We start from the raw sequence: 22,503 nt of genomic DNA, 5'->3' as shown, positions 1-22,503 counted from the left end.
CTTGTCCGGGCTTGAGGCACTTAACTGCACATCGTCATCGGTTGAACACGTTCTGTCTACTTCACCCGGTTGGCCGCGTCCTGTCGAGCCAGCCCGATCGGCCCTGCAGTCACCCGTACGGGCGCACGTCAGGTGCGGCACGTGCAGGTCAGGAGGGCAGGGGGGCGTAGCGCTGCTCGGGTCGGCCCGTCGCGCCGTAGCGCAGTCGCAGTGCGAGCCGGCCCTCGCCGTCGAGGGCGGCGAGGTGGCGCTGGGCGGTGGCGCGGGAGATGCCGGTGGCGGCGGCGACCTCGGCGGCCGAGAGGGGTTCAGCGGCCTCGGCCAGGGCCCGCAGCACGAGGTCGCGGGTCGCGCCCGCGGCGACGCTGGCGTTCTTGGCCGCGCCGGCCTCGGCGTGCAGGGCGCGCAGGGCGGCGTCGGCGAGGTCCTGGTCCAGCGGCTGGGCGTGCTCGACGGCCGTGGCGAGCACCCGCCGGTAGCGGGCGTAGGAGCGCAGCCGGCCGTGCAGCAGCGCCTCGCCGAAGGGCTTCACCAGGTAGCCCAGCGCCCCGGAGCGCAGGGCCCGGCGGAACGTCTCGGCCTCCCCCGCGGCGGTGAGGACGAAGGCGTCGCAGTCGGGGGCGAGGTCGGGCAGCAGGTCGAGGCCGGATCCGTCGGGGAGGTAGACGTCGACGAGGGCGAGGTCGACGGGGGTCCCGGCGGCGCGGTGGTGCTCCAGCAGGACGCGGGCCTGGGCCAGCGAGCCCGCGGTCCCGGCGACGTGGAACCCGGCGACGGCCTCGACGTAGCCGGCGTGCAGGGAGGCGACGCGGAAGTCGTCGTCGACGACGAGGACGCCGGGCATCAGCGGATCTCCTCGCTCGTCCGGGTGCGCGGGGCGAGGGTCAGGGCTCCGGGGAGGCGGACGACGAACACCGCTCCACCCATGGCCGGGGCCGGGTCGGCGGGGGCGAGCCAGGCGTCCCCGCCGCGGGTCCGGGCGACCTGGCGGACCAGTCCCAGCCCGATCCCCTGCCCCCCGTCCCCGGTCGTGACCCCGGTCTCGAACACGCTGTCCCGCAGCGCCTCCGGTACTCCCGGGCCGGAGTCCGAGACGGCGAGCACGAGGTCGGTCCCGTCCTGGACGAGGTCGACCTCCACCCGGGCCTGCGGGCTGCCGGCGGCGGCGCGGACGGCGTTGTCGACGAGGTTGCCGAGCACGGTCGTGACGTCGACGGGGTCGGCGACCCGGCCGGCGACCGCGACGTCGCCGAGGGCGAGCACGACCTGCCGTTCGCGGGCGTGCGCGGCCTTGGCGGCGAGGAACGCCTGCAGGTAGGGGTCGACGACGGTGTCGAGGCCTTCGACCCGTGAGCCGAGGGGCCCGGTCGCGAGCAGCGTCCGGACGTAGCCGGCGGCCTCCTCGGTGCGGCCGGTCTCGAGGAGACCGGAGACCAGGTGCAGCCGGTTGGCGAACTCGTGGCGCTGGGCGCGCAGGACCTCCCCGACGGCGCGCACGGCGTCGAGCTGGCGGGTGAGCAGTTCGACGTCGGTGCGGTCGGCGACGGTGACGACGTGGCCGAGGAACCGGCCTTCCCGTTCGACGCGGCGGGCCGAGAGCAGCAGGGCCCGCTCACCCACGACGGCGAGGCGCGGCAGCTGGGCGGGTGCGTCGAGGGTGGCGCGGACGGGACCGGGGAGTTCGGCGACGTCGCGGCCGGTGGGCAGCCCGCACCCCAGCAGGCGGGCGGCCTCGTCGTTGGCGAGGACGACGTGACCGGCGGGGTCGACGGAGACGACCCCTTCCGCGATGCCGTGCAGGACGGCGTCGTGGCCCTGGAGCAGTCCGCCGATCTCCTCCGGTTGCAGTCCGAGGGTCAGCCGGCGCAGCCGCCGGGCGAGGAACCCGGCGCCGAGCAGGCCGACGACGAGCGCCCCCGCGGCGACGGCGAGGGCGGGCAGGACCGCGTCGCGGGCCCGGTCGGCGACGGCCGCGGCCCCCACGCCCACGCTCACCTCCCCGACGACGCGGTCGGAGTCGAGCGCGAAGACGGGCACCTTGGCCCGGGCGGAGGACCCGAGCGTTCCGACCTCGTCGGTGACGACCTCGTTGCCCGCCAGCGCCTGGGTGGGGTCGGTGCTGACCCGCGCCCCGAGGAGGGCGGGGTCGGGATGGGCCAGGCGCAGCCCACGGTCGTCGGTGACGACGACGAACAACGCCCCGGTGCGCCGCCGCACGTCCTCGGCCTCGCGCTGCACGGTGCCCGCGGCGAGGTCGGCGGCGGTGGCCGGCGGGGCGTCGCTGGCGGCGGTCACGGCGGTGCGGACGGCGTCGTCCTCGGCCAGCGTCCGGGCGACGTCGAGGCTGCGGGAGCGGGACTCCTCCACCGCCTGCTGACGCAGCAGGAGGAGGGACCCGCCGCAGCCGATGGCGAGGACGACCGCGACGAGGAGGAGCAGGACGGCCAGGACCTGGCGGCTGAACGGCCATCGTCGGGGGTCCACACCGCAGACCGTAGCCCCGGCCCGGGTCGAGCACAACGAGCACAACACGCGGAAGGCGCGCCCCGTGAGCGCAAGGCGCGCAACCCGTCCGAGGCGGACCAGTGCCCCTAGCGTGGCCCGGGTCACACCAACCCCTGAAGACGGAGCAACGATGCTTGTCGCCCTCGGTTTCGGCATGGTCGCCGTGTTCATGGCGCTCATCCTCACCAAACGACTGACCCCGGTCGTCGCCCTGATCCTCGTCCCGCTGTTCTTCGCGGTCCTCGCGGGCAGCGGGGTCGGCGTCGGTGACGCGGTGATGGACCAGCTCAAGGAGTTCGCCCCCACGGCGGCCCTGCTGTTCTTCGCGATCGTCTACTTCGGCCTGATGATCGACGTCGGGTTGTTCGACCCGCTGATCCGGCTGATCCTGCGGATCTGCGGGAACTCCCCGGTGCGCGTCGTCATCGGTTCCGCGGTCCTCGCGGCGCTCGTGTCCCTCGACGGCGACGGGTCGACGACGTTCATCATCACCGTCTCGGCGATGCTGCCGCTCTACCTGCGACTGAAGCTCTCCCCCGTCGTCCTGACCGTCGTGGCGAACCTGTCGGCCGGCGTCATGAACATCGTCCCCTGGGGCGGACCGACCGTCCGCGCCGCGACGGCGCTGGGGGTCTCGCCCTCGGAACTGTTCAACCCGATGGTCCCCAGCATGCTCGCGGGGATGGTCGCGGTGATCCTCATGGCCTGGGCCCTCGGCGTCGGCGAGAAGCGTCGCCTGGCCAAGGCCGGCCTCGAGCTGACCCTCGAGGAGACCGAGACGGTGGAGTCCCGGGAACTGGCGATGGCCGGGGGCGACGGCCGCCCCCGCACCGGTGGTGGCGGTTCGGTCGGTGGGTCCGCGGACGACGACGGGATGACCAGCGGGGCCCTGGACCCGAACCGTCCCACCCTGCGCCCCAAGCTCATCTGGTTCAACGCCGTCCTCACCGTCGCCCTGCTGGTCCTGCTGGGCATGGACGTCCTGCCGTTGCCGTTCCTGTTCATGGTGGCGGCCGCGCTGGCCCTGCTGGTGAACTTCCCCAACCCCGCCCAGCAGGTCGAGCGCGTCAAGGAACACTCCTCGAGCATCGTCTCGGTGGTGTCGATGGTCTTCGCCGCGGCGGTCCTGACGGCGGTGCTGTCGGAGTCGAAGATGGACACCGCGATGGCCACCTGGCTCGTCGACGTGGTGCCCGACGCGTGGGGTTCGCACCTGGCGGCGATCACCGCGGTGCTGAGCATGCCGCTGACGTTCTTCCTGTCCAACGACGGGTTCTACTTCGGGGTGCTCCCGATCCTGTCCCAGGCCGCGGCCGAGTTCGGCATCAGCCCCGTGGAGATGGCCCGGGCCTCCATCGTCGGCCAGCCCGTGCACTTCACCTCCCCGCTCGTCCCGGCGATGCTGCTGCTGATCTCCCTCGCCAAGGTCGACCTCGCCGACCACCACAAGAAGGTGATCTGGCGGGCCGTCGTCCTGTCCCTCGTCATGCTCGCCACGGCCGTCGCCTTCGGCGTCGTCCCGCTCGGCTGAAACCAGGAGAAACCCGTGGACCCCGTGGAGAACGAGATCGTGAAGAACGTCGTCGTCGCCGTCACCGACCGCCCGGAAGGGGCCGCCGCCCTGGCCTGGGCCCTGGAACGCGCCCGCGCCCTCGGCCTGGAACTGGAGGCGGTGCCGATCACCTCCGACGCGCCCTCCACCCCCGTGCACGCCTCGCAGGCGTTGCGCCGCAGCGTCGAGGTCGACGCGGCCGCGGCCGGGGTGTCCGCGCGCCTGCACGACCCGGACCCCGACGTCGCCGACCAGCTGATCGCCCTCAGCGCCGCCGGCGCCGACGTCGTCGTCCTCCCGGTGCGCCGGCGCTCGGCCACCATGAAGTTCCTGCTCGGCAGCATCGCCCAGCGGGTCATCGGTGAGGCGTCCTGCCCGGTGGTGACGATCAAGTCCTGAGGTCGAGCCGGGTGGGCCAGGCGGGTCGCGCGGTCAGCACCGGCCAGCCCGCCCGGCCCGGCGTCAGCTGCCCCAGGACCCGGGGACCGCTCACGCCGGTGCACGTGGGCACGTTCCCCGGCAGGCCGTGCAGGGCGGCCCAGCCCAGCAGGGCGAAGGCCACGGCCTCCTTGTCGTCGGCCGGACAGCCCAGCGCGTCGGAGGTCACGAGTTCCACGCCGCCGAGTTCGCCGGCGAGCCGGCGCATCAGCTCGGGGTTGCGCACCCCGCCACCACTGGCGACGACGACGTCCACCCCGCGGAGGGCCTCCGCCACGGTCCGGGCCGTCAGCGTGGTGAGCGTCGCGACGAGGTCGGCGGTGTCGAGCGGCCGCCGGCGGAACCCCTCGACGTAGCCCGGGTGGAACAGTTCCTTGCCCGTCGTCTTGGGCGGTTCCCGGAGGTAGTAGGGCTCGGCGAGGAGTTCCGCGAGCAGTTCCGGGTCGACGGTGCCCGACGCGGCCAGCGCCCCGTCGCGGTCCATCCCGCCCGCCGCGGCGTCGAGGAGAGCGTTGGCGGGACCGGTGTCCCACGCCCGGGTCGGTGCACCGGGCGCGCAGACGGTGACGTTCGCGATGCCACCGAGGTTCAGCGCGGCCGCCGTCCGTCCCTGCGCGACGAACGGTGCCAGCAGCAACTGGTCCAGCAGCGGCACCAGCGGCGCCCCCTGCCCACCCGCCGCGACGTCGGCGCTGCGCAGGTCGGAAACCACCGGAACCCCGGTCGCCTCGGCGATCCACGACGGTTGCCCGAGCTGCAACGTCCCCAGCACGGAACCGTCCTGCACCCAGTGGAACACCGTCTGCCCGTGGCTGCAGACGACGTCGAACTCCTCGTCCACCCCGGCCGCGGCGGCGGCGAACTCCTGACCGATCCGCACGTCGAGGGCACAGACCTCCGCCATCCCGATCCGTCCCGGCGGCAGCGCAGCCACGAGGTCGGCGCGCAACGCGTCGGAGTACGGCACGCTGCGCGACTCCGCCAGCCGGGCGTGCAGCACGTCCCCGGTGAGCGTGAACTCGACGACGGCGAGGTCGATCCCGTCGTGGGAGGTCCCGGACATCATCCCCAGGACGCGCACTACGGGTTTCCCTCCAGCCGCCGCCGGTCGTCGGTGCCCCGGACCGTCCGCCCCGCCGCGTCGAGGGACTCGAGCACCGGCACCGCCACCCGACGCGAGGTGCCCAGCGCCCGCCGGGCGTCGCTCATCGAGAACGGTTGCGGCAGCGCCCGCAGCGCCCCGACAGCCCGGTCCCGGAACCCCGGGGCCAGCACGATCCCCTCGGCGACCCGTTCCAGGCGACCCGCCCGGACGGCCGCGGCGAGTTCCGAGCGACCCAACCGGAGTTCCCGCAGCCGCTCGACGTCGGGGGCCGCGAAGGGTTCCCGCGCCAGGTCGGCGAGGACGAGCTGGACCGAGCGTTCCACCGCGGGGGGCAGGTCCGAGGTCCGCTCCACCACGCGTCCGTCGTGGACCCGCAACGGCGTCGACACGAGCGCCTCGACGAGGTCCAGGGCCGGGAGTCCCAGCAGGCGGCGGGCCTGCTCCAGCGTCGGGCCGGGCTGCAGGGGGTTCGCCGTCGCGACCTCGGTCACGACGGTGCGCAACCGGCGCCCGAGGTCCGCCCAGTACCCCGCGTCGACGTACCAGTCCCCGGTCACCGGCGCACCGGTCGGCGCGACCCCCATGGACCGCAGGTGCTCACCCCGCACCACCCGCCGCCGACGCAGTTCCCCGGCCGCGTCCGGTCCCCGGACCCCGGCGAGGTCGGCGGCGCGCGCGGCGGCCGCCCCCCGACGGTTCAGCGGCGGCGGGTCGACGTCCAGCACCGTCCCCGCTCCGACGACGGTGTGGCGGGTCGGGTCACGCAGCAGCAACCGGTCGCCGACCCGCAGCGGCAACGCCGTCCGCAGCTGCAACCGCACCAGCACGTCCTCGCCGTCCCCGCTGTCATCGACGCCCAGTGGCCGGGTCCGCACCGCGACGGCCGCGGACCCCACGTGCGCGACCACCTGCGCGGGCAGGTCGGTGGGCGGCTCGGTGCCCGGCAGCCGCACGTCGACGACGTCGGTGAGCCGGTGCGTCCCCGGGGTCAGCAGGGCGTCCCCGCGACCCACGTCGTGACGGTCCACCCCCCGCAGGTTCAGCGCCACCCGCGCGAGCGCGTCCACCCGCTCGACGTCACGGTCCATGGACTGCACCCCGCGGACGTGCACCCGGCGCTCGCCGAGCTGGAGCTCGTCCCCCACCGCGATCCGACCGGCCGACAACGTCCCGGTCACGACCGTTCCCGCCCCGGTGATGGAGAAGCTGCGGTCCACCCAGAACCGCACGGGCGCCGCGAGGTCCGGCGCCGGCACCCGCGACAGCACGTCGGCGAGGACCCGGCGCACGTCGTCCAACCCGGTCCCCGTCACCACGCTGCACGCGACGGAGGGGACCTCCCCCAGGCTGGAGGCGCGCAGTTCGGCCAGAGCCCGGGCCCGCGCGGGTTCCGGGTCGGCGAGGTCGGCGCGGGTGACGACGAGCATCCCGTGCCGGACGCCCAGCGCGTCGAGCGCCGCGAGGTGCTCGGCCGACTGCGGCATCCACCCGCCGTCGGCGGCGACGACGAACACGACGACCGGGACGGGACCGACCCCGGCGAGCATGGTGGGGACGAACTTCTCGTGGCCGGGGACATCGACGAACGCCACGGCCCCCGCCCCGGGCAGGTCGCTCCAGGCGAAACCCAGGTCGATGGTCAGGCCGCGGCGCTTCTCCTCCGCGTAGCGGTCCGGGTCCCGTCCGGTCAGCGCCCGGACGAGGCTGGACTTCCCGTGGTCGACGTGCCCCGCGGTCGCGACGACGTGCATCCCGTCCGACATCACGTCAGCGCCAGGACGGCGGCGACCACCGCGTCGTCGGACTCCGGCGGTACGCACCGCAGGTCCAGCAACGTCCGCCCGCCCTCGACGCGCCCCACGACCGCGGGTTCCCCGAGCCGCAGCGGTTCCACGAGCTGCGGGGGCAGCGACACCACCCACGACGGGAGTTCCACCCCCGGGGCGCCACCGCCGCCGACGACGGCGACGGCGGGTTCGGAACGGGCGTCGATCCCCCTGTCGGACAGCGTTTCCGCCACGGCGGTGCAGCGCCGTCGCAGGTCGTCGACGTCGGCGTGCACGGCCCCCACGGTCGGGTTCCCGACCGAGCGCAGCGTCGCCTCGAGGGCCGCGAGGGTGAGTTTGTCGACCCGGAGCGCGCGGGCCAGCGGGTGTCGTCGCAACCGCTCCACGAGCTCGGCGTTACCCAGCAGCAGACCCGCCTGCGGTCCCCCGAGGAGCTTGTCCCCGGAGGCCGTGACCAGGTCGGCGCCGGCGGCGAGGACGGACTGCGCGTCCGGTTCGCGGGGCAGCAGCGGGTCCGGGGTGAGCAACCCCGACCCGATGTCCACGACCACGGGAACTCCCAGCCCGGCGAGCTCGGCCGCCTCGACGCCCGCGGTGAACCCGGTGACGACGAAGTTCGACGGGTGGACCTTGAGGACGAACCCCGTCCGTTCCCCGACGGCGGCCCGGTAGTCGGCGAGCGAGGTACGGTTCGTCGTCCCGACCTCCCGCAACCGGGCGCCGGTGGACTCCAGCAGGTCCGGCAACCGGAAACCGTCCCCGATCTCGACGAGTTCGCCCCGGCTGACGACGATCTCCTGGCCCGCGGCCAGGGCCGTCGCGACCAGCGCGAGCGCCGCCGCGCCGTTGTTCACGACGTGCACGTCACCGGCGGCGGGGACCGCGGCCCGCAGCGCCGCCATCGTGCCCCGGCCCCGCCGGGCGCGGCGGCCGGTCGCGAGGTCCATCTCGACGTCGGTGGCCCCGGCCGCGGCGACGACGGCCTGCACCGCGGCGTCGGAGAGCTGCGCGCGCCCCAGGTTGGTGTGCAGGACCGCGCCGGTCGCGTTGAGGACGCGGCGCAGGGTCGTCCCCGCCGCGGGCAGCCCCGCCAGGACGAGCCCGACGACGTCCTCGGCCGGCGCCTCCCCGGCGCGGACCCGCTGTTGCACCTCCCGCACGACGTCCTTGACGACGTCGCGCCCCAGGGTCCGCACGGCCGCGTCGACCCGCGGATCGGCGAGGACGGCGTCGGTGCGGGGGACGGTCCGGCGGTGGTCGGGCAGCACGAGGCAGAACCTACCCCGGGGCTGCGTGGCGGAGGCGGATGGGAATCGAACCCACCTGACCGAGGTGCTCGGTCACGTCGGTGTTGAAGACCGCGGGGGCCACCAGGCACCCGTACGCCTCCCCGGCAGCACGCGAGCACACCCTGTCATACCGTGGGCCGCGTGACGACGACGGACGCGGCGGTTCGGCTCACCCAGTACGCCCACGGCGGGGGGTGCGCGTGCAAGATCCCGCCCGGCGAGCTGGAACGGATGGTCGAGGGCCTCACCGGGCCCGCGACCGGTGACCTCCTCGTGGGGGTCGGCGACGACGCGGCCGTCGTGCGCATCGCCGGTGGACAGGCGGTCATCGCGACCGCGGACTTCTTCACCCCCGTCGTCGACGACGCCTACACCTTCGGCCGGATCGCGGCGACGAACGCGCTGTCCGACGTCTACGCGATGGGCGGCACGCCGCTGGTCGGGGTGAACCTCCTCGGCTGGCCCCGCGACGTCCTGCCGCCCGAACTGGCCCGGGAGGTCCTGCGCGGTGGGGCCGACGTGGCCGCGGCCGCCGGCTGCCACCTCGGCGGGGGCCACAGCATCGACAACCCCGAGCCCCTCTACGGGATGAGCGTCACCGGCATCGGCGACCCCGAGCGGCTGCTCCGGGGTGACGCGGCCGTGGCCGGTCTCCCCCTCACCCTGACGAAACCCCTCGGCCTCGGGGTGCTGAACAACCGCCACAAGGCGACCGGCGAGGTCTTCGAGGAGGCGGTCGCGGTGATGACGACGCTGAACGCGGACGCGTCCCGGGCGGCGCTCGCCACCGGGGCCCGCTGCGCGACCGACATCACCGGTTTCGGCCTGCTGGGCCACCTGCACGAGGTCGCCCGCGCCAGCGGGGTCACCGCCGTCGTCGACGCCGCCGCCGTGCCCTACGTCGACGGGGCGCGCCGGTCGTTGGCCGACGGTTTCGTCCCCGGCGGCAGTCGGCGCAACCTCGACTGGGTCCGCCCGTTCCTCTCGGCCGGGGGGTTCGACGAGGAGGAGCTCATCCTGCTCGCCGACGCCCAGACCTCCGGCGGTCTTCTCGTCGCCGGCGAGGTCCCCGGCTACCCCGTCGTTGGTGAACTGGTCCCCGCCCGGGCGGGGACCACGCTCGTGGTCCGCTGATCAGCGCGGCGCGCCCGCGGTACCGGAGGCGTCCGACGTCGCCGCCGGTCCGGCCGCCGGGGCGTCGTCCTTGCCCTTGAGGTACAGGAACCAGTAGGCGGCACCGACGAACACCCCTCCGCCGATGGCGTTGCCGAGCCCGGCGAAGACCCAGTTGCGCAGGATGCTCCCCCACCCGATGCCGGGAACCCCGGCCCAGTGGGCCGCAGGCAGGAAGAACATGTTCGCGACGACGTGGTCGAAGCCGAGCGCCACGAAGGCGGTGATGGGGAAGAAGATGGCCAGGACCTTGCCGGCGACGTCCTCGGCGGCCATGGCCATCCACACCCCGAGGCAGACCAGCCAGTTGCAGCCGATGGCCCGCAGGAAGATCGTGAGGTCGTCCTCGGTGACGGCCTTGCCGGTCGCGATGGCGGCGAGCCGGGTGAAGGACGCCGTTCCCTCGGCGCCGATGACCCCCGTCTGCACGGCCAGCACGTAGGCCACGAAGAGGGACCCGAGGAGGTTGGCGAAGAGCACGACGCCCCAGTTCAACCCGAGCCGCCCGAGGCTAACGCGGCGGCTGAGCAGGGCGATCGGGACCAGGGCCATGTTGCCCGTGAGCAGTTCCGAACCGGCGATGACAACGAGGATGAGCCCGAGGCTGAACACGGCCCCCGTGAGGAGGGTCGTCACCCCGCCCCAGATCTTCGGGTCGAGGCCGGCGGTCACGTCCACGGCCAGCAACCCCGCGAAGGCGATGTAGGCCCCCGCCAGGAAACCGCCGACGAGCATCTTCGAGACGGGGAGGTGGGCCTTCTTCTCGCCGCTGGCGACCGCCGCGACGGCGATCTGGTCGGGTGTCTTGAACGCCATGCGAAGCTCCTCGAGGTTTCAGGAGGCGCGCTGACGTGCCTCCAGGCGTTCCCGCTGGGGAACGACGACGTACTTGGGGTCCTTGGTCGAGGCGACGCCCGCCTCGAACACGGCCATGCGGGTCAGGAACGAACCGGCGAGCAGGCTCGCGCCCGCGGCGGCGGACACGATCCGGGACCGGCGACCGAGCACCGCGCCGACTGCTCCAGCGGCGGTCAGGATGCGGGCGGCCCGGAGGAACTTCCCGGGCCGGCCCAGGTGGAACGGTTCGCTGACGAGCCCGTGGGCGGTCTCCATCCGGTGCGCGGCAGCGAGTTCCACGGTGGCACCGATCACCGCGACGCGCGCGGCGGGACCGGACTGGCTCAGTGGGGCGAGCAGCAGTCCCGCCCCCGCACCAGCACCCAGAGCACTGCCACCGAAGACGAAGGGGAGTTCGCGGAACGGTTCGTGCCAGCTCGGCACGGCGGTGTCGGCGAAGAGGACGGCGGTGTAGGTGGCCAGCAACGGGGCGGTGAGGGCCGCCCCGACCCCGAGCACGTGACCTGCGGGTGGAGCGACCTTTCGCGCCAGATCGAGGAGGCCGCGTGGGGGCAGGAGCGGGGCCGCCTCGAAGACGGCGGCGGCGCCGGCCAGCGGGCCGTAGGCGGTGAGGATCCACGTCCCCACCGACATCGGGGACGTCGGCTTGGCGACCCGCAGCATGTTGTAGAAGCGCTCGGGACGACCGAGGTCGGAGATGAGGAAGTAGGCACTGGCCCCGACGGCGCCGAGGGCGGTGAACCGGTAGGCGCGCCGGGCGGCGAGGTCGCCCCGGGCCGTGGCCACCGCACCCAGCATCGAACTGCTCGCCGCGAGACCCCCGGCGAACAGGTAGTAGGCGATCTCGTGCGTCCACACCGGGGGTTTGAGCACGGCCCGGCCGTAGTAGGAACGGAACTCCGCGTCGGGGACGACGGCGTTGACGTCGCCGCGCCGACCCTTGCGCTTCTCCCGCTTCCCCATCTCGGCCCCGAACATGCGCGCCGCCTGACCGCCGATGGGGTCGGTCCCGGGCACGTGCTCGAAACCCGGCTGACCGGGTTGGTGCGGCGTCTCCTGCGACGGTTTCGGGTTCACCCGCGCCGCCCCACCGAGGCGGCGAGGACGCCGAGCACCATGAACCCCGCGGCCGCGGCCATGTGCTTGTACATGGAGGGCAGGTCGCGCGTGGTGACGACCGGGTCCGGCGGCAGGCCGTAGACCTCGGGTTCGTCGAGGAGGAGGAAGAACGCGCCGTCCCCGCCCACCCCGTCCTCGGGGTTCTCGCCGTACAACCGGGCCTCGGTCACCCCGACGTCGTGCAGTTGCTGACGACGACGCTCGGCACGTTCCCGGAGTTCGTCGAGGTCACCGAACTGGATCGACTCCGTGGGGCAGGCCTGCGCGCAGGCGGGCGTCTGGTCCTCACCGAGGCGGTCGTAGCACAGCGTGCACTTCCAGGCCCGGCCGTCGCTCTCCCGCTTGTCGATGACGCCGTAGGGGCAGGCCGAGACGCAGTAGCCGCACCCGTTGCAGACGTCCTCCTGGACGACGACGGTCCCGAACTCAGTGCGGAACAAGGCACCCGTGGGGCAGACGTCCAGGCACGCGGCGTGCGTGCAGTGCTTGCAGACGTTGGACATCATCAGCCAGCGGACGTCCTGGCGGCCGTCCCGGTCCGGCAGCGGCGCGGGCGCCAGCATCCCCGGCATCCCCAGGAACTGACCCGTGCTCTTGTCGGTCGGAGCCGCGGGTGCGGCCTTCGTCGGCGCCGCCGCGGCGGAGGACCCGCAGGAACCTCCGCAGCCGCCACCGCCTCCGCCGTGGGAGGAGTTCTGGTAGGCCCGGTCCGCCAGCGGTTGTCCCCCGGGCACCCCGGTCCCCAGCCGCGCCGCCTCCTCGAAGGCGTCGAACCCGGCGGACACCGTCTCCTGCTGCAGCGCGTCGACGACCGGCCGGGACTGCTCGATGAACGCCACCGCCCGCCAGGAGTCCGCGCCGAGCCCGCCGGTGTTGTCGTAGGACATGCCGAGGAGGTCGATGCCGTCCTCGGGGACGGCGTTCCACTCCTTGCACGCCACCTCGCAGGCCTTGCAGCCGATGCAGACCGAGGTGTCGGTGAAGAACCCCTTCCGCGGCGGCGGCGCCTCGTGGCCGGCGTCGCGCGCCGGGTCGTCCAGGCGGCCGTACAGGCTGCCGGCGAGGTCGTCCAGGGCGGTCATCGGTCCTCGTTCCCGGGGTCGAGCCCCTCGGCGGGGTCTCGATCGAGCACCCTCGGCTCGCTGCCGTCGTGGCGCACGCTCAACACCTGTTCCAGTTCTCGGTCGTCGTGTCCGGCACCCACGTTGTCGGCACCGGTCTGCGCGAGCTCGGCCATTCCGCGGCCACCGCGGGCGATCAGGTCGGACGTCCGCGCCACCGAACCCGACGCCATCGTCACCCCGCCGCGGACGCGGTACTCGTCGATGAGGTCGAGCACCGCCGGACCCCGCGGACGGCGACCCGGGACGACGTCGCAGGTGCCGGCCTTGAACTCCTGGATGTGCACGTTCGGGTCCAGGGTGAGGTGCATCAGGTCGTTGACGACGTCTCCCGTCGTCAGGCCACCCTGGCCCCAGTGGTAGGGCAGCCAGATCTGGTGCACGAGCTGGTTCTGCACCTTCAACGGGGTCAGCCGGTCGGTCACCAGCACGCGGGCCTCGACGACCGCGCGGGCGGTGACGACGTGCGCCCAGCCGAGGTGCTCCAGCCCGCGCAGGCGGGCCAGTTCCGGGGAGACCTCCATGAACAGCGCCGGCTGCAGCTCCGCGAGGTACGGCAGGTAGCGGCTCATGCCACCGGCGGTGTGGTGCTCGGTGAGGCGGGAGGTGATCCAGACGAACGGGAACACCTGACTGCCCAGTTCCGGCGGAGAGGGGTGCACCTCGTTGAGGTGGTTGGTGTAGATCTCCCGCGCGGGGTTCGCCTGCTGGGTGTAGACGGCGTTGCGGAAGGGCGACTCGGCCGGTTCGTAGTGCGCCGGCAACGGGCCGTCGACGACGCCCTTGGGCGCGTAGAGCCAGGCCTTGCCGTCGCTCTGCATGATGAACGGGTCGTCACCGGCGATGGCCTCCACCCCGGTCGCCCCCTGGGGGGGACGGTAGGACGGCGGTTTCGTCGCCTCGAAGTCGGGGATGTCGTCCCCGACCCAGCGCCCGGCGTCCGCGTCCCACCACACCAGTGCCTTGCGCTCGCTCCACGGCTTCCCGTCCGGGTCGGCGGAGGCGCGGTTGTAGAGCACGCGGCGGTTCATCGGCCAGGCCCAGCCCCACTCGGGAGCGTGCAGCGACTGCTCGCGCCCGGGCTTGCGGCGGGCGGCCTGGTTGACGTCGTCGGCGTAGACCCCGGAGTAGATCCAGCACCCGCTGGACGTCGACCCGTCGGCCTTGAGCGCCGTGTAGCCGGGGAGCAGGCCGTCCGGCCCGTACCCGTTGATCTCCTTCAGCACGTCCGCGGAACTGGGTTCCTGCTCCTCCCCGTGGGTGGGGTAGTCCCACGCGACGTTCAGGAGCAGCTGGTCGCGGGGGTCGTTGGAGTTCGCGAGCTTCTCACGCATCCGCCGGCCCAGGTGGTAGAAGAACCAGAGTTCGCTCGTCGCGTCACCCGGTGGGTTGACCGCCTTCTCCCGCCACTGCAGCAGCCGCTGCGTCTGGGTGAAGGTGCCCTCCTTCTCCACGTGGGAAGCCGCGGGGAGGAAGAACACCTCGGTGCGGCACTGCTCGGTGACGATCTCCCCGGTCTCGACCTCGGGCGCGTCCTTCCAGAACGTCGCGCTCTCGATCATGACCAGGTCGCGCACGACCATCCAGTCGAGGTTCGCCATCCCCAGGCGCTGGGCACGACCGTTGGCGGAGCCGACGGCGGGGTTCTGCCCGAGCAGGAAGTACCCGAAGATCTTCCCGCCCTCGATCATGTCCATGACCTGGCTGTAGGTGCCGTGGTCGCCGGAGATGCGGGGCAGCTCGTCGAAGAGGTAGTCGTTCTCGGCCGTCGCCGCGTCACCGAAGTACGCCTTCAGCAGGCTGACGGTGTAGGCGTCGGCGTTGGCCCAGAAACCCTTCTGGTTGTCGCCCTTGATGGAGTCGACGTACTCCGCCAGGCTCGGGTGCCGCTCGGCGTGCGGCATCTGCAGGTAGCCGGGCAGCAGGTTGTAGAGCGTGGGGATGTCCGTCGACCCCTGGATCGACGCGTGGCCCCGCAGCGCCATGACGCCACCGCCGGGGCGGCCCATGTTCCCCAGCAGCAGCTGCAGGATCGCGCCGGCCCGGATGTACTGCACGCCCGTCCCGCGCTGGGTCCAGCCGACGCTGTAGACCAGCACGCCCGTCTTCTCCCGGCCCGAGTTCGAGATCCACGCCTCGGCGAGCTCCTCGAAGAGGTCGGTGGGGATGCCGCAGACGTCGGCGACCATCTCCGGGGTGTAGCGCGCGAAGTGCCGCTTCATGACCTGCCACACGCAGCGCGGGTCCTGCAACGTCGGGTCGCGCTGGATGCTCTCGTGGTCCACGGCCGCGCCGCCGGCGCCCAGGGAGTGCCCCGACTCGCTGTCCTGCGACTCGGCGGTCTCCTCCTGCTCGTCCCCGTGCTCCTCCGCTCCCGCGTACTGCCAGGACTTGGTGTCGTAGGAGCGGGTCTCGGGGTCGAACCCGGAGAACAACCCGTCGAGCTCCTCGGTGTCCTGGAAGTCCTCGCTGACCAGGTGCGAGGCGTTGGTGTAGGCCAGGACGTACTCGCGGAAGTCGCGCTCCTGCACCAGGACCCGGTTGATGATCGCCCCGAGCAGGACGATGTCGGTGCCCGAGCGGATGGGCAGGTAGGTGTCCGCGAGCGCGCTCGTGCGCGTGAAGCGGGGATCGATGTGGAACACCTTGGCCCCGCGCGCCTTGGCCTCCATCACCCACTGGAACCCGACCGGGTGGCACTCGGCCATGTTCGAGCCCTGGATGACGATGACGTCGGCGTTGCTCAGGTCCTGCAGGTCACCGGTGGCTCCACCGCGACCGAACGAGGCACCCAGACCGGGCACCGTGGCGGAGTGTCAAATACGAGCCTGGTTCTCGACCTGGATCGCGCCCATGGCCGTGAACAACTTCTTGATGAGGTAGTTCTCCTCGTTGTCCAGCGTGGCCCCACCGAGGCTGGCGATCCCCATCGTCCGGTTCAGCCGGCGGCCCCGCTCGTCGCGGTCCTGCCAGCCGCGGCGACGGGCGTCGATCACCCGGTCGGTGATCATGTCCATGGCGGTGTCGAGGTCGAGGTCGGACCACTCGGTCGCGTAGGGCGCGCGGTAGCGGACCTTCGTCTGGCGGGAGTCGCCGTTCACGAGCTGTTCGCTGGCCGAGCCCTTGGGGCAGAGGCGACCGCGCGAGTGGGGGCTGTCGGGGTCGCCCTCGATCTGGACGACCTTCTCGTCCTTCACGTAGACGCGCTGGCCGCAGCCGACGGCGCAGTAGGGGCAGACGGACTTCGCGACCCGGTCGGCCGTCACCGTCCTGGGGGTCAGAGACCTCGAGCGGTTCGACTGCGACGCCGCACCGCGCCCCAACGGATCGTCACCGGTCAGCTGGCGGTAGACCGGCCAGCCCTCGAGGAACGTCTTGATGCCCACGAACGGGAGGTTACGCCCGCGATCTCGAGATGCGCACCCCGACGCGTCGTACCAGCGTGTCCGCCATGTCCGTACCCACCATCATGCTCAACGACGGCCGCGAGATCCCCCAGCTCGGGTTCGGCGTCTTCCAGATCGACCCGACCGAGACCGCGCAGGCCGTGAAGACCGCGCTCGACCTCGGCTACCGCCACCTCGACACCGCGCAGATGTACGGCAACGAGGCCGAGACCCTCCAGGGCGTGCTCGACTCCGGCGTGCCCCGCGACGAGGTCTGGATCACCAGCAAGCTGAACAACGGCTTCCACGAACCCGACAAGGCGCGCCAGGCCATCGACGACTCCGTCGCCAAGCTCGGCGGGCCGATCGACCTCTACCTCATCCACTGGCCGCTGCCCACGCTCTACGGCGGCGACTTCGTCTCCACGTGGAAGGTGCTCGAGGAGGCTCGGGCCGACGGCCGGCTGAAGTCGATCGGCGTCTCGAACTTCCAGGTCAACCACCTGCAGCGCCTGGCGCAGGAGACCACCGTCGTCCCGGCGGTGAACCAGATCGAGGTGCACCCCTACTTCGGCAACGAGGCGGTCCGTCGCTACTGCGGCGAGCACCAGATCGGGATCGAGGCGTGGTCGCCCATCGCCCAGGGCAAGGTCCTGGACGACCCGACCATCACCGACGTCGCCCGGCGCCTGGGGAAGTCCCCGGCCCAGGTCGTGCTGCGCTGGCACATCGAGCGCGGCGACATCGTCTTCCCCAAGTCGGTGACGCCGTCGCGGATGGAGGAGAACTTCTCGCTGTTCGACTTCGAGCTGGCCGAGGAGGACCTCGCCCTGATCTCCGCCCTGGACCAGGGCGACGCCGGCCGCACCGGTGGCCACCCCGACACCATGGACTACGTCCCCAGCTGACCCCCTGGGAGGGATCCCGATGACCGTCCAGTCGTCCTCGCCGGCGCTCCGGCGCGTGGCCCTGCCGGGGTTCCTGGCGTTCCTCGGGCTGACGGCCGTCCTGCTCCTCTGGGCGAAGTGGACCCCGTACACGGCGAGGACGGAGGAACTGCTCGGTACCCGTGACTGGAGCGGTTCCTCCGTCCTCGCCGGGGCCGGCATCGAACCCGGCACCGGCCCGAGCCTCCGCGCGGGCTGGGAGTTCACCGAGGTCTACGCCCTCGCCGTGTGGAAGGCCGTCGTGGCCGGGCTCGTCGTCGCTGCGGGGGTGCAGACGCTGGTACCGCGGCGCTGGTTGCTCTCGCTGCTGCGACGCCGTCGGGACACCTCCAGCGCCGTCGTCGGCGGGTTGCTGGCGACCCCGTCGATGATGTGCTCCTGCTGCACCGCACCGGTGGCGAACTCCCTGCGGCGCAGCGGGGTGCCCACCGCGGGCGTGGTGGCGTACTGGCTGGGCAACCCGCTGCTGAACCCGGCGGTCCTGGTGTTCCTCGCCCTGGTCGCGCCCTGGCAGTGGGTGGTGACGCGGCTGGTCGTCGGCCTGCTGGTCGTGACCGGAGGCTCCGTCCTGGTGGCCCGGCTCGCCGGGGAACGCGTCGCGGCGCAGGCCGGCGAGGCCGTCGCCGAGCACGACAGTGGGCCCCGGCGCTTCCTGCCCGTCCTGGCGCGGATGGCTCTCGTCCTCGTCCCGGAGTACCTCCTCGTGGTGTTCGCCGTCGGCACCTTCGCCGGCTGGCTCTTCCCGCTCGGGGAGTCCGCCCGCTCGTGGGGGGTGCTGACCGTCCTGCTCGCCGTCGTGCTCGGCACCCTGCTCGTCATCCCCACCGCGGGCGAGGTGCCCATCACCCAGGGCCTGGCCGCGGCGGGCCTCGGACCCGCGGTCGTGGGCGCGTTGCTGATCACCCTCCCCGCGATCAGCCTCCCCTCGGCCGTCATGGTCCTCGGGGTGCTGCGTCGCCGTGTCGTCCTCTGGACCGCGGCGACGGTCGCCGCCGGCGGGCTCCTGGGGGCCGGGCTCCTCTCCCTCACCACCTGAGCGCTCGACGGCGGGCGCATCGGGCAGGATCGAGCCGTGCCGACCGACGACGACCGTCCCCTGCCGCTCTCGGGCCTGCGGGTCCTCGAGCTCGGCAACTACATCGCCGCCCCCACGGCGGGGAGGTTGCTGGCCGACTTCGGGGCCGAGGTCATCAAGGTCGAGCGCCCCCGCACCGGAGACGAACTGCGGAACTGGCGTCTCTACGCCGGAGACACGTCGATGCTCCACCGGACGGTGAACCGCGGCAAGAAGTCGATCGTCGTCGACCTCAGGACCCCCGAGGGCCGCGACGTCGTCCGTGCCCTGGTCCACGCCTCCGACGCGCTGATCGAGAACTTCCGGCCGGGGACCCTGGACCGGTGGGGGCTCTCGGCGGCGGACCTGCAGGCGGAGAACCCCGACCTCGTCGTGGCCAGGATCTCCGCTTTCGGGCAGACCGGCCCGATGGCGGCCCGCCCGGGGTTCGCGGCCGTCGCCGAGGCGTTCGGCGGACTCCGCGCCCTGGTCGGCGAGGCCGACCGCCCGCCGTCGCGCACCGGGGTCTCCATCGGGGACTCCATCGCCGGTCTCTACGCCGCCTTCGGGGTCGTCATGTCGCTGCTGCAACGGGACCGGCGCTCCGCCGCGGGCGCACCACCGCTCGGTCCGGTGGACCAGCACGTCGACGTGGCCCTCAACGAGGCCGTCCTGTCGATGATGGAGTCCCTCGTGCCCGACCACTCCGCCTACGGGGTGACGCGGCAGCGGGTCGGCGGGCGCATGGAGGGGATCGCGCCGACGAACGCCTACGAGTGCCTCGACGGCAGTGTCGTGATCGCCGGGAACGGCGACTCGATCTTCGCCCGGTTCATGACCGCCATCGCCCGTCCCGACCTCGCCGACGACACGGACCTGGGGAGCAACGCGGCCCGGTGGCAGCGTCGGGACGAGCTCGACGAAGCCATCACGGCGTGGACCTCGACGCGCACCCGGTCGGAGGTCCTCGACGTCCTCGACGTCGCCGGCGTCCCCGCCGGCCCCATCTACGAGGCCGCCGACATCCGCGCCGATCCGCAGTACCGCGTCCGGGGCATGGTGCAGGAACTCAGCGTGGACGCCGGACGGGGTCCACAGCCGGTGGACTTCCCAGGGATCGTGCCGCTGCTCGGGGCCACGTCGTTGCCGGTGCGCAGCGTCGGCCCCGACCTCGGCGAGCACACGGTGGAGGTCCTGACGGGCGTCCTGGGGTGGTCCGAGGACCGAGCGCAGCAGTTCGCAACGACGGGAGAACTCTCGTGAGCACGGTGGAACTGCGTGACGTGACGTTGCGGGACGGCCTGCAACTGGTCGGCCGCGCACCGAGCACCGCGCGCAAGGTCGAGATCGTCCGGGCCCTGCTCGCCCTGGGGGTCCCGAGCCTGGAGATCGGGTCGATGGCGCGCGGCGATCTCGTCCCGACGCTGGCCGACACCCTCGAGGTCGTCGACGCCCTGACCCCGGAGGAGTTGCGGCGGTGCTGGGTGTGGGTCGCCACCCCGGGTCACGTGCGTCGCGCGGCCGAACGCGGGGTCGTGAACTTCCAGTACTGCCTCTCGGTGTCGGACGCCCACAACCGCGCGAACCTCGGACGCAGTACCGAGCAGAGCCTGGACACCGTGCCGGACGGGATCGCAGCCGCCGGGACCGGGCGGATCCAGTTGTGCCTGGCCACGAGCTTCACCTGCCCGTTCGACGGTCCCGTCGACCCCGACGAGGTCATCCGCATCGCCGACGACCCGCGGACCGCCGGCACCCAGGACGTCGTCGTCTGCGACACCCTGGGTCAGGCGACCCCGGTGGAGGTCGGCTCGCTGATCTCCCGGGTACGCACCGAGACCCCGGAGCGGCGGATCGGTTTCCACGGCCACGACACCTGGGGCCAGGGGGTCGCGAACGCGCACGCGGCCGTCGCAGCGGGCGCCGGTTTCGTCGACGCCACGCTGGGCGGCCTGGGCGGCTGCCCGTTCGCGCCCGGGGCGAGCGGCAACACGGCCACCGAGGACCTGGTGTTCGGTCTGCGTCCGGACTGGCTCACCCCGCAGACGTTCGCGGAACTCGTGCAGTTGTCCGAGTCGGTCCTGGCCGAGCTCGGCGAACCCGGCGGCTCGAAGGCGGCGCAGGGTGCGCGGTCGACGGCCGGAGCCTTCCCGTGGACGCTCAGCCCCAGGCCGTAGCGGGCACGAAGGGCATCCGGTGCCAGCGGACCTCCTCGACGGTGGCACCCCGGCGCGCCCCGCCGTGGGCGACGACCCGGGCGTCCACGAGGCTCCGGTCGGAACCCAGCAGGACGACGGCCAGCGCGGCCGCCTGGCCCGGGCAGGCGAAACTCCCCCACCGCGAGGCGACCTGACCGGACTCGTCGACGAGTTCCACGTCGCACGCCTCCCCCGCCCCCGGGCTGTTCAGGTGCGCCCGCACGTCCGGCAGGGAGTCGACGTGCACCGGCAGGACCATCACCAGTCCGCTGCCGTCCCGCACGTACAGGCGCGGGTGCGAGGTGGTCGTGTCCTCGAGAACCACGTCGAGGGGCCCGCGTCCGATGCGCTGCTTCGCCATCATCGTCCTCCTGGAAGCTGGTGCGCCTGCGACGTCGCAGGCGCAGTCACGACGATGGCACCGGGGGCCGGGGACTCCCGGTGCGAAACCTGGCAAGTCCCTGATCGTCCCGGCTCGACAGGAGGGGTTCCTGACGCAGCAAAAGAGGCCCCCACAGGGGTCGCCTTCGGCCTGCCAGGGAAGTACCGCCGCTTCGCCGACGCCGCCCACGCCATGTTCTACCTCGGCGTCACCGACGCCGTCACCATGGTCCACGACTCCCCCCACCCCGACCTCGACCAGCTCGAGGACCGCGGGGTCACCGTCACCGGAACCGGGTTCGACCGCTGGGAGGCCGCCGTCGACCTCGTCGCCGAGGAGTACTCCCGCGACGAAGGCATGGACTTCGACCGCGACCGCGCCACCATCCACAACGCCTGGCGCCGAGGCCACGACCACGCCACCCTCTGGCAAGCCGTCGCCGACGGCACCGTCACCCGCTACCAGGCGCGCACCATCGAAGACCACGCCGAACGCCTCGGCGCCCGCACCGCCACCCTCACCGACCACCTCGACCCCGACGGACGCGTCATCGACACCACCGTCGAAGAGGGTGAGAAACTCTTGCACGGAGACGCGTACACGGCCGCCCTCGACGACTACCTCACCGACGCCGTCCAGCACGCCCAGAACGGACTCACCGGACGACGACTCGGGATCAGGTGCTCCCGGAAAGTCGGGGAACTGACGCCCGGCTACGAATCCGTCGTCCTGGAGAAGAACGACGACCCTCGCGGACTGGGACACACCCCCTGCGAAGACGGCCTCCACAGCCACCTCGGGTTCATCGCCCCCACCGCCTTCGCCCTCCGCTTGGTCGCCCACACCAACACCGCCGCCGACCACGCCGCGGACGCGGCCAAGAAGGCCGGCCTCCTCGACACCCGCAGCCACGGGCAGCGAGTTCGCGACGTCATCGTCGACATGCTCACCGACGCCACGGACCGCGCCGTCCCCGCCGCCAGGAACCCCACCACACCCGCGTCAGCGAACTCGCCCGCCGTGATCGGACGCACCCACCGCCCCGCGACGTCCGTCCAGGTCTACGTCCGCATCGACGCCACCACCCTCCTCGGCCTCGACGACGAAGAAGCCACCGTCGACGGCGTCGGGCCCGTCCCCGCCCACGTCGCCCGAGAACTCGCCACCACCACCGGCGCGATGTGGCGGAAGGTCGTGCAATCCCCCGGCACCCGCGACGTCATCGACGTGGGCGCCAAGGCCTACGCCATCACCGACACCATGCGCCGCTTCATCACCGCGCGCGACGAGTACTGCACCGCGCCCGGCTGCCACGTCCCCGCCGTCAACTGCGACCTCGACCACACCATCCCCTGGCCGGAAGGTCAGACCACCGCAGGAAACCTCCGCGCGTACTGCCGAGGCCATCACCGTTTCAAGACCCAGTACGTCTTCGAAGCCACCAGAGCCCATCACGCCAGGATCGACGCGAGGCTCGAGAAGCCGGGAGAACTCTGGCCCGGGCTTCCAGACGAACCACCGTTCTGACCCCCACCACGAGTCACCCCCGCAGCCAGCAGGCTGCGGGGGGCAAACGCGCGCGTTTCAGC

17 protein-coding genes, 1 tRNA gene and 1 pseudogene are annotated in these 22,503 nt (G+C 72.8%); 8 read left to right on the top strand and 11 right to left on the bottom strand.

Annotation, left to right across the window (positions count from 1 at the left end):
• Window positions 1-148: 148 nt before the first annotated feature.
• Window positions 149-844 (bottom strand): response regulator, encoded by a 696-nt coding sequence (locus tag ACFQ46_RS22950; protein ID WP_328291762.1) that lies wholly within the window; start codon window positions 842-844, stop codon window positions 149-151.
• The gene (locus tag ACFQ46_RS22945) at window positions 844-2,484 is read right to left on the bottom strand and encodes an ATP-binding protein (RefSeq protein ID WP_380262419.1); all 1,641 of its coding nucleotides are present in this window, start codon (window positions 2,482-2,484) and stop codon (window positions 844-846) included. Before ACFQ46_RS22945 ends, ACFQ46_RS22950 begins: the two co-directional genes overlap by 1 nt.
• A gap of 151 nt (window positions 2,485-2,635) precedes the next feature.
• Here ACFQ46_RS22945 and ACFQ46_RS22940 point away from each other — a divergent pair, with 151 nt between their 5' ends.
• Window positions 2,636-4,036: a CitMHS family transporter gene (locus ACFQ46_RS22940; RefSeq protein ID WP_380262417.1), complete on the top strand. Its 1,401-nt coding sequence runs from the start codon at window positions 2,636-2,638 to the stop codon at window positions 4,034-4,036.
• A 15-nt stretch (window positions 4,037-4,051) separates the two neighbouring features.
• Window positions 4,052-4,456, top strand: coding sequence for a universal stress protein (locus ACFQ46_RS22935; RefSeq protein ID WP_328291765.1), 405 nt, complete (start codon window positions 4,052-4,054; stop codon window positions 4,454-4,456).
• Here ACFQ46_RS22935 and ACFQ46_RS22930 read toward each other — a convergent pair.
• The 4 genes from ACFQ46_RS22930 to ACFQ46_RS22915 all read right to left on the bottom strand — a co-directional run bounded on the left by ACFQ46_RS22930 (window position 4,446) and on the right by ACFQ46_RS22915 (window position 8,777).
• Window positions 4,446-5,576 carry an anhydro-N-acetylmuramic acid kinase gene (locus ACFQ46_RS22930; RefSeq protein WP_380262415.1) on the bottom strand — a complete coding sequence of 377 codons (1,131 nt, stop codon included), beginning with the start codon at window positions 5,574-5,576 and terminating at the stop codon, window positions 4,446-4,448. The two genes, ACFQ46_RS22935 and ACFQ46_RS22930, sit on opposite strands and share 11 nt — an antisense overlap.
• Window positions 5,576-7,351, bottom strand: coding sequence for a selenocysteine-specific translation elongation factor (gene selB, locus ACFQ46_RS22925; protein ID WP_380262714.1), 1,776 nt, complete (start codon window positions 7,349-7,351; stop codon window positions 5,576-5,578). The genes ACFQ46_RS22930 and selB overlap by 1 nt, the downstream gene beginning before the upstream one ends.
• 11 nt (window positions 7,352-7,362) lie before the next feature.
• Window positions 7,363-8,652, bottom strand: a complete 1,290-nt coding sequence (selA, locus tag ACFQ46_RS22920; RefSeq protein WP_380262712.1) for an L-seryl-tRNA(Sec) selenium transferase — start codon at window positions 8,650-8,652, stop codon at window positions 7,363-7,365.
• A 29-nt stretch (window positions 8,653-8,681) separates the two neighbouring features.
• Window positions 8,682-8,777, bottom strand: a tRNA-Sec gene (locus ACFQ46_RS22915).
• 40 nt (window positions 8,778-8,817) lie between these two features.
• Between ACFQ46_RS22915 and selD the strand changes: the two genes are divergently transcribed.
• A complete protein-coding gene (gene selD, locus ACFQ46_RS22910) occupies window positions 8,818-9,810 on the top strand; it encodes a selenide, water dikinase SelD (RefSeq protein ID WP_380262413.1) in 993 nt (330 codons plus the stop codon).
• Here the strand turns inward: selD and ACFQ46_RS22905 are convergent, their stop codons facing one another.
• The 4 genes and pseudogenes from ACFQ46_RS22905 to fdh form a co-directional block, all read right to left on the bottom strand.
• Complete coding sequence (locus ACFQ46_RS22905) at window positions 9,811-10,665, bottom strand: formate/nitrite transporter family protein (RefSeq protein ID WP_380262411.1); 855 nt, start codon at window positions 10,663-10,665, stop codon at window positions 9,811-9,813.
• Between the two features lie 18 nt (window positions 10,666-10,683).
• Window positions 10,684-11,685: an NrfD/PsrC family molybdoenzyme membrane anchor subunit gene (gene nrfD, locus ACFQ46_RS22900; protein WP_380262710.1), complete on the bottom strand. Its 1,002-nt coding sequence runs from the start codon at window positions 11,683-11,685 to the stop codon at window positions 10,684-10,686.
• A 95-nt stretch (window positions 11,686-11,780) separates the two neighbouring features.
• The gene (locus ACFQ46_RS22895; RefSeq protein ID WP_380262409.1) at window positions 11,781-12,908 is read right to left on the bottom strand and encodes a 4Fe-4S dicluster domain-containing protein; all 1,128 of its coding nucleotides are present in this window, start codon (window positions 12,906-12,908) and stop codon (window positions 11,781-11,783) included.
• 197 nt (window positions 12,909-13,105) lie between these two features.
• Window positions 13,106-16,333 (bottom strand): annotated as a pseudogene (gene fdh, locus ACFQ46_RS22890) (formate dehydrogenase); the annotation flags it as partial.
• Between the two features lie 65 nt (window positions 16,334-16,398).
• Between fdh and ACFQ46_RS22885 the strand changes: the two are divergent.
• Genes ACFQ46_RS22885 through ACFQ46_RS22870 form a run of 4 tightly spaced genes read left to right on the top strand, consistent with a single transcriptional unit; the run spans window position 16,399 to window position 20,511 of the window.
• Entirely contained in the window at window positions 16,399-17,241 is an 843-nt protein-coding gene (locus ACFQ46_RS22885) for an aldo/keto reductase (protein WP_380262407.1), read from the top strand.
• 19 nt (window positions 17,242-17,260) lie between these two features.
• Window positions 17,261-18,316 (top strand): permease, encoded by a 1,056-nt coding sequence (locus tag ACFQ46_RS22880; RefSeq protein ID WP_380262405.1) that lies wholly within the window; start codon window positions 17,261-17,263, stop codon window positions 18,314-18,316.
• Window positions 18,317-18,352: 36 nt separating this feature from the next.
• Window positions 18,353-19,597, top strand: coding sequence for a CaiB/BaiF CoA transferase family protein (locus tag ACFQ46_RS22875; RefSeq protein ID WP_380262403.1), 1,245 nt, complete (start codon window positions 18,353-18,355; stop codon window positions 19,595-19,597).
• Window positions 19,594-20,511: a hydroxymethylglutaryl-CoA lyase gene (locus tag ACFQ46_RS22870; RefSeq protein ID WP_380262401.1), complete on the top strand. Its 918-nt coding sequence runs from the start codon at window positions 19,594-19,596 to the stop codon at window positions 20,509-20,511. Before ACFQ46_RS22875 ends, ACFQ46_RS22870 begins: the two co-directional genes overlap by 4 nt.
• Here ACFQ46_RS22870 and ACFQ46_RS22865 read toward each other — a convergent pair.
• Window positions 20,495-20,893, bottom strand: coding sequence for a hypothetical protein (locus ACFQ46_RS22865; RefSeq protein WP_380262399.1), 399 nt, complete (start codon window positions 20,891-20,893; stop codon window positions 20,495-20,497). The two genes, ACFQ46_RS22870 and ACFQ46_RS22865, sit on opposite strands and share 17 nt — an antisense overlap.
• 213 nt (window positions 20,894-21,106) lie before the next feature.
• On the opposite strand from ACFQ46_RS22865, the gene ACFQ46_RS22860 reads away from it, so the two are divergent.
• Window positions 21,107-22,441 carry an HNH endonuclease signature motif containing protein gene (locus ACFQ46_RS22860; RefSeq protein WP_380262397.1) on the top strand — a complete coding sequence of 445 codons (1,335 nt, stop codon included), beginning with the start codon at window positions 21,107-21,109 and terminating at the stop codon, window positions 22,439-22,441.
• Window positions 22,442-22,503 lie beyond the last annotated feature (62 nt).

It is taken from the genome of Kineococcus sp. GCM10028916 (assembly GCF_042674865.1).
Taxonomy (GTDB): domain Bacteria; phylum Actinomycetota; class Actinomycetes; order Actinomycetales; family Kineococcaceae; genus Kineococcus.
This window is presented reverse-complemented; position numbering and strand designations above follow the sequence as displayed.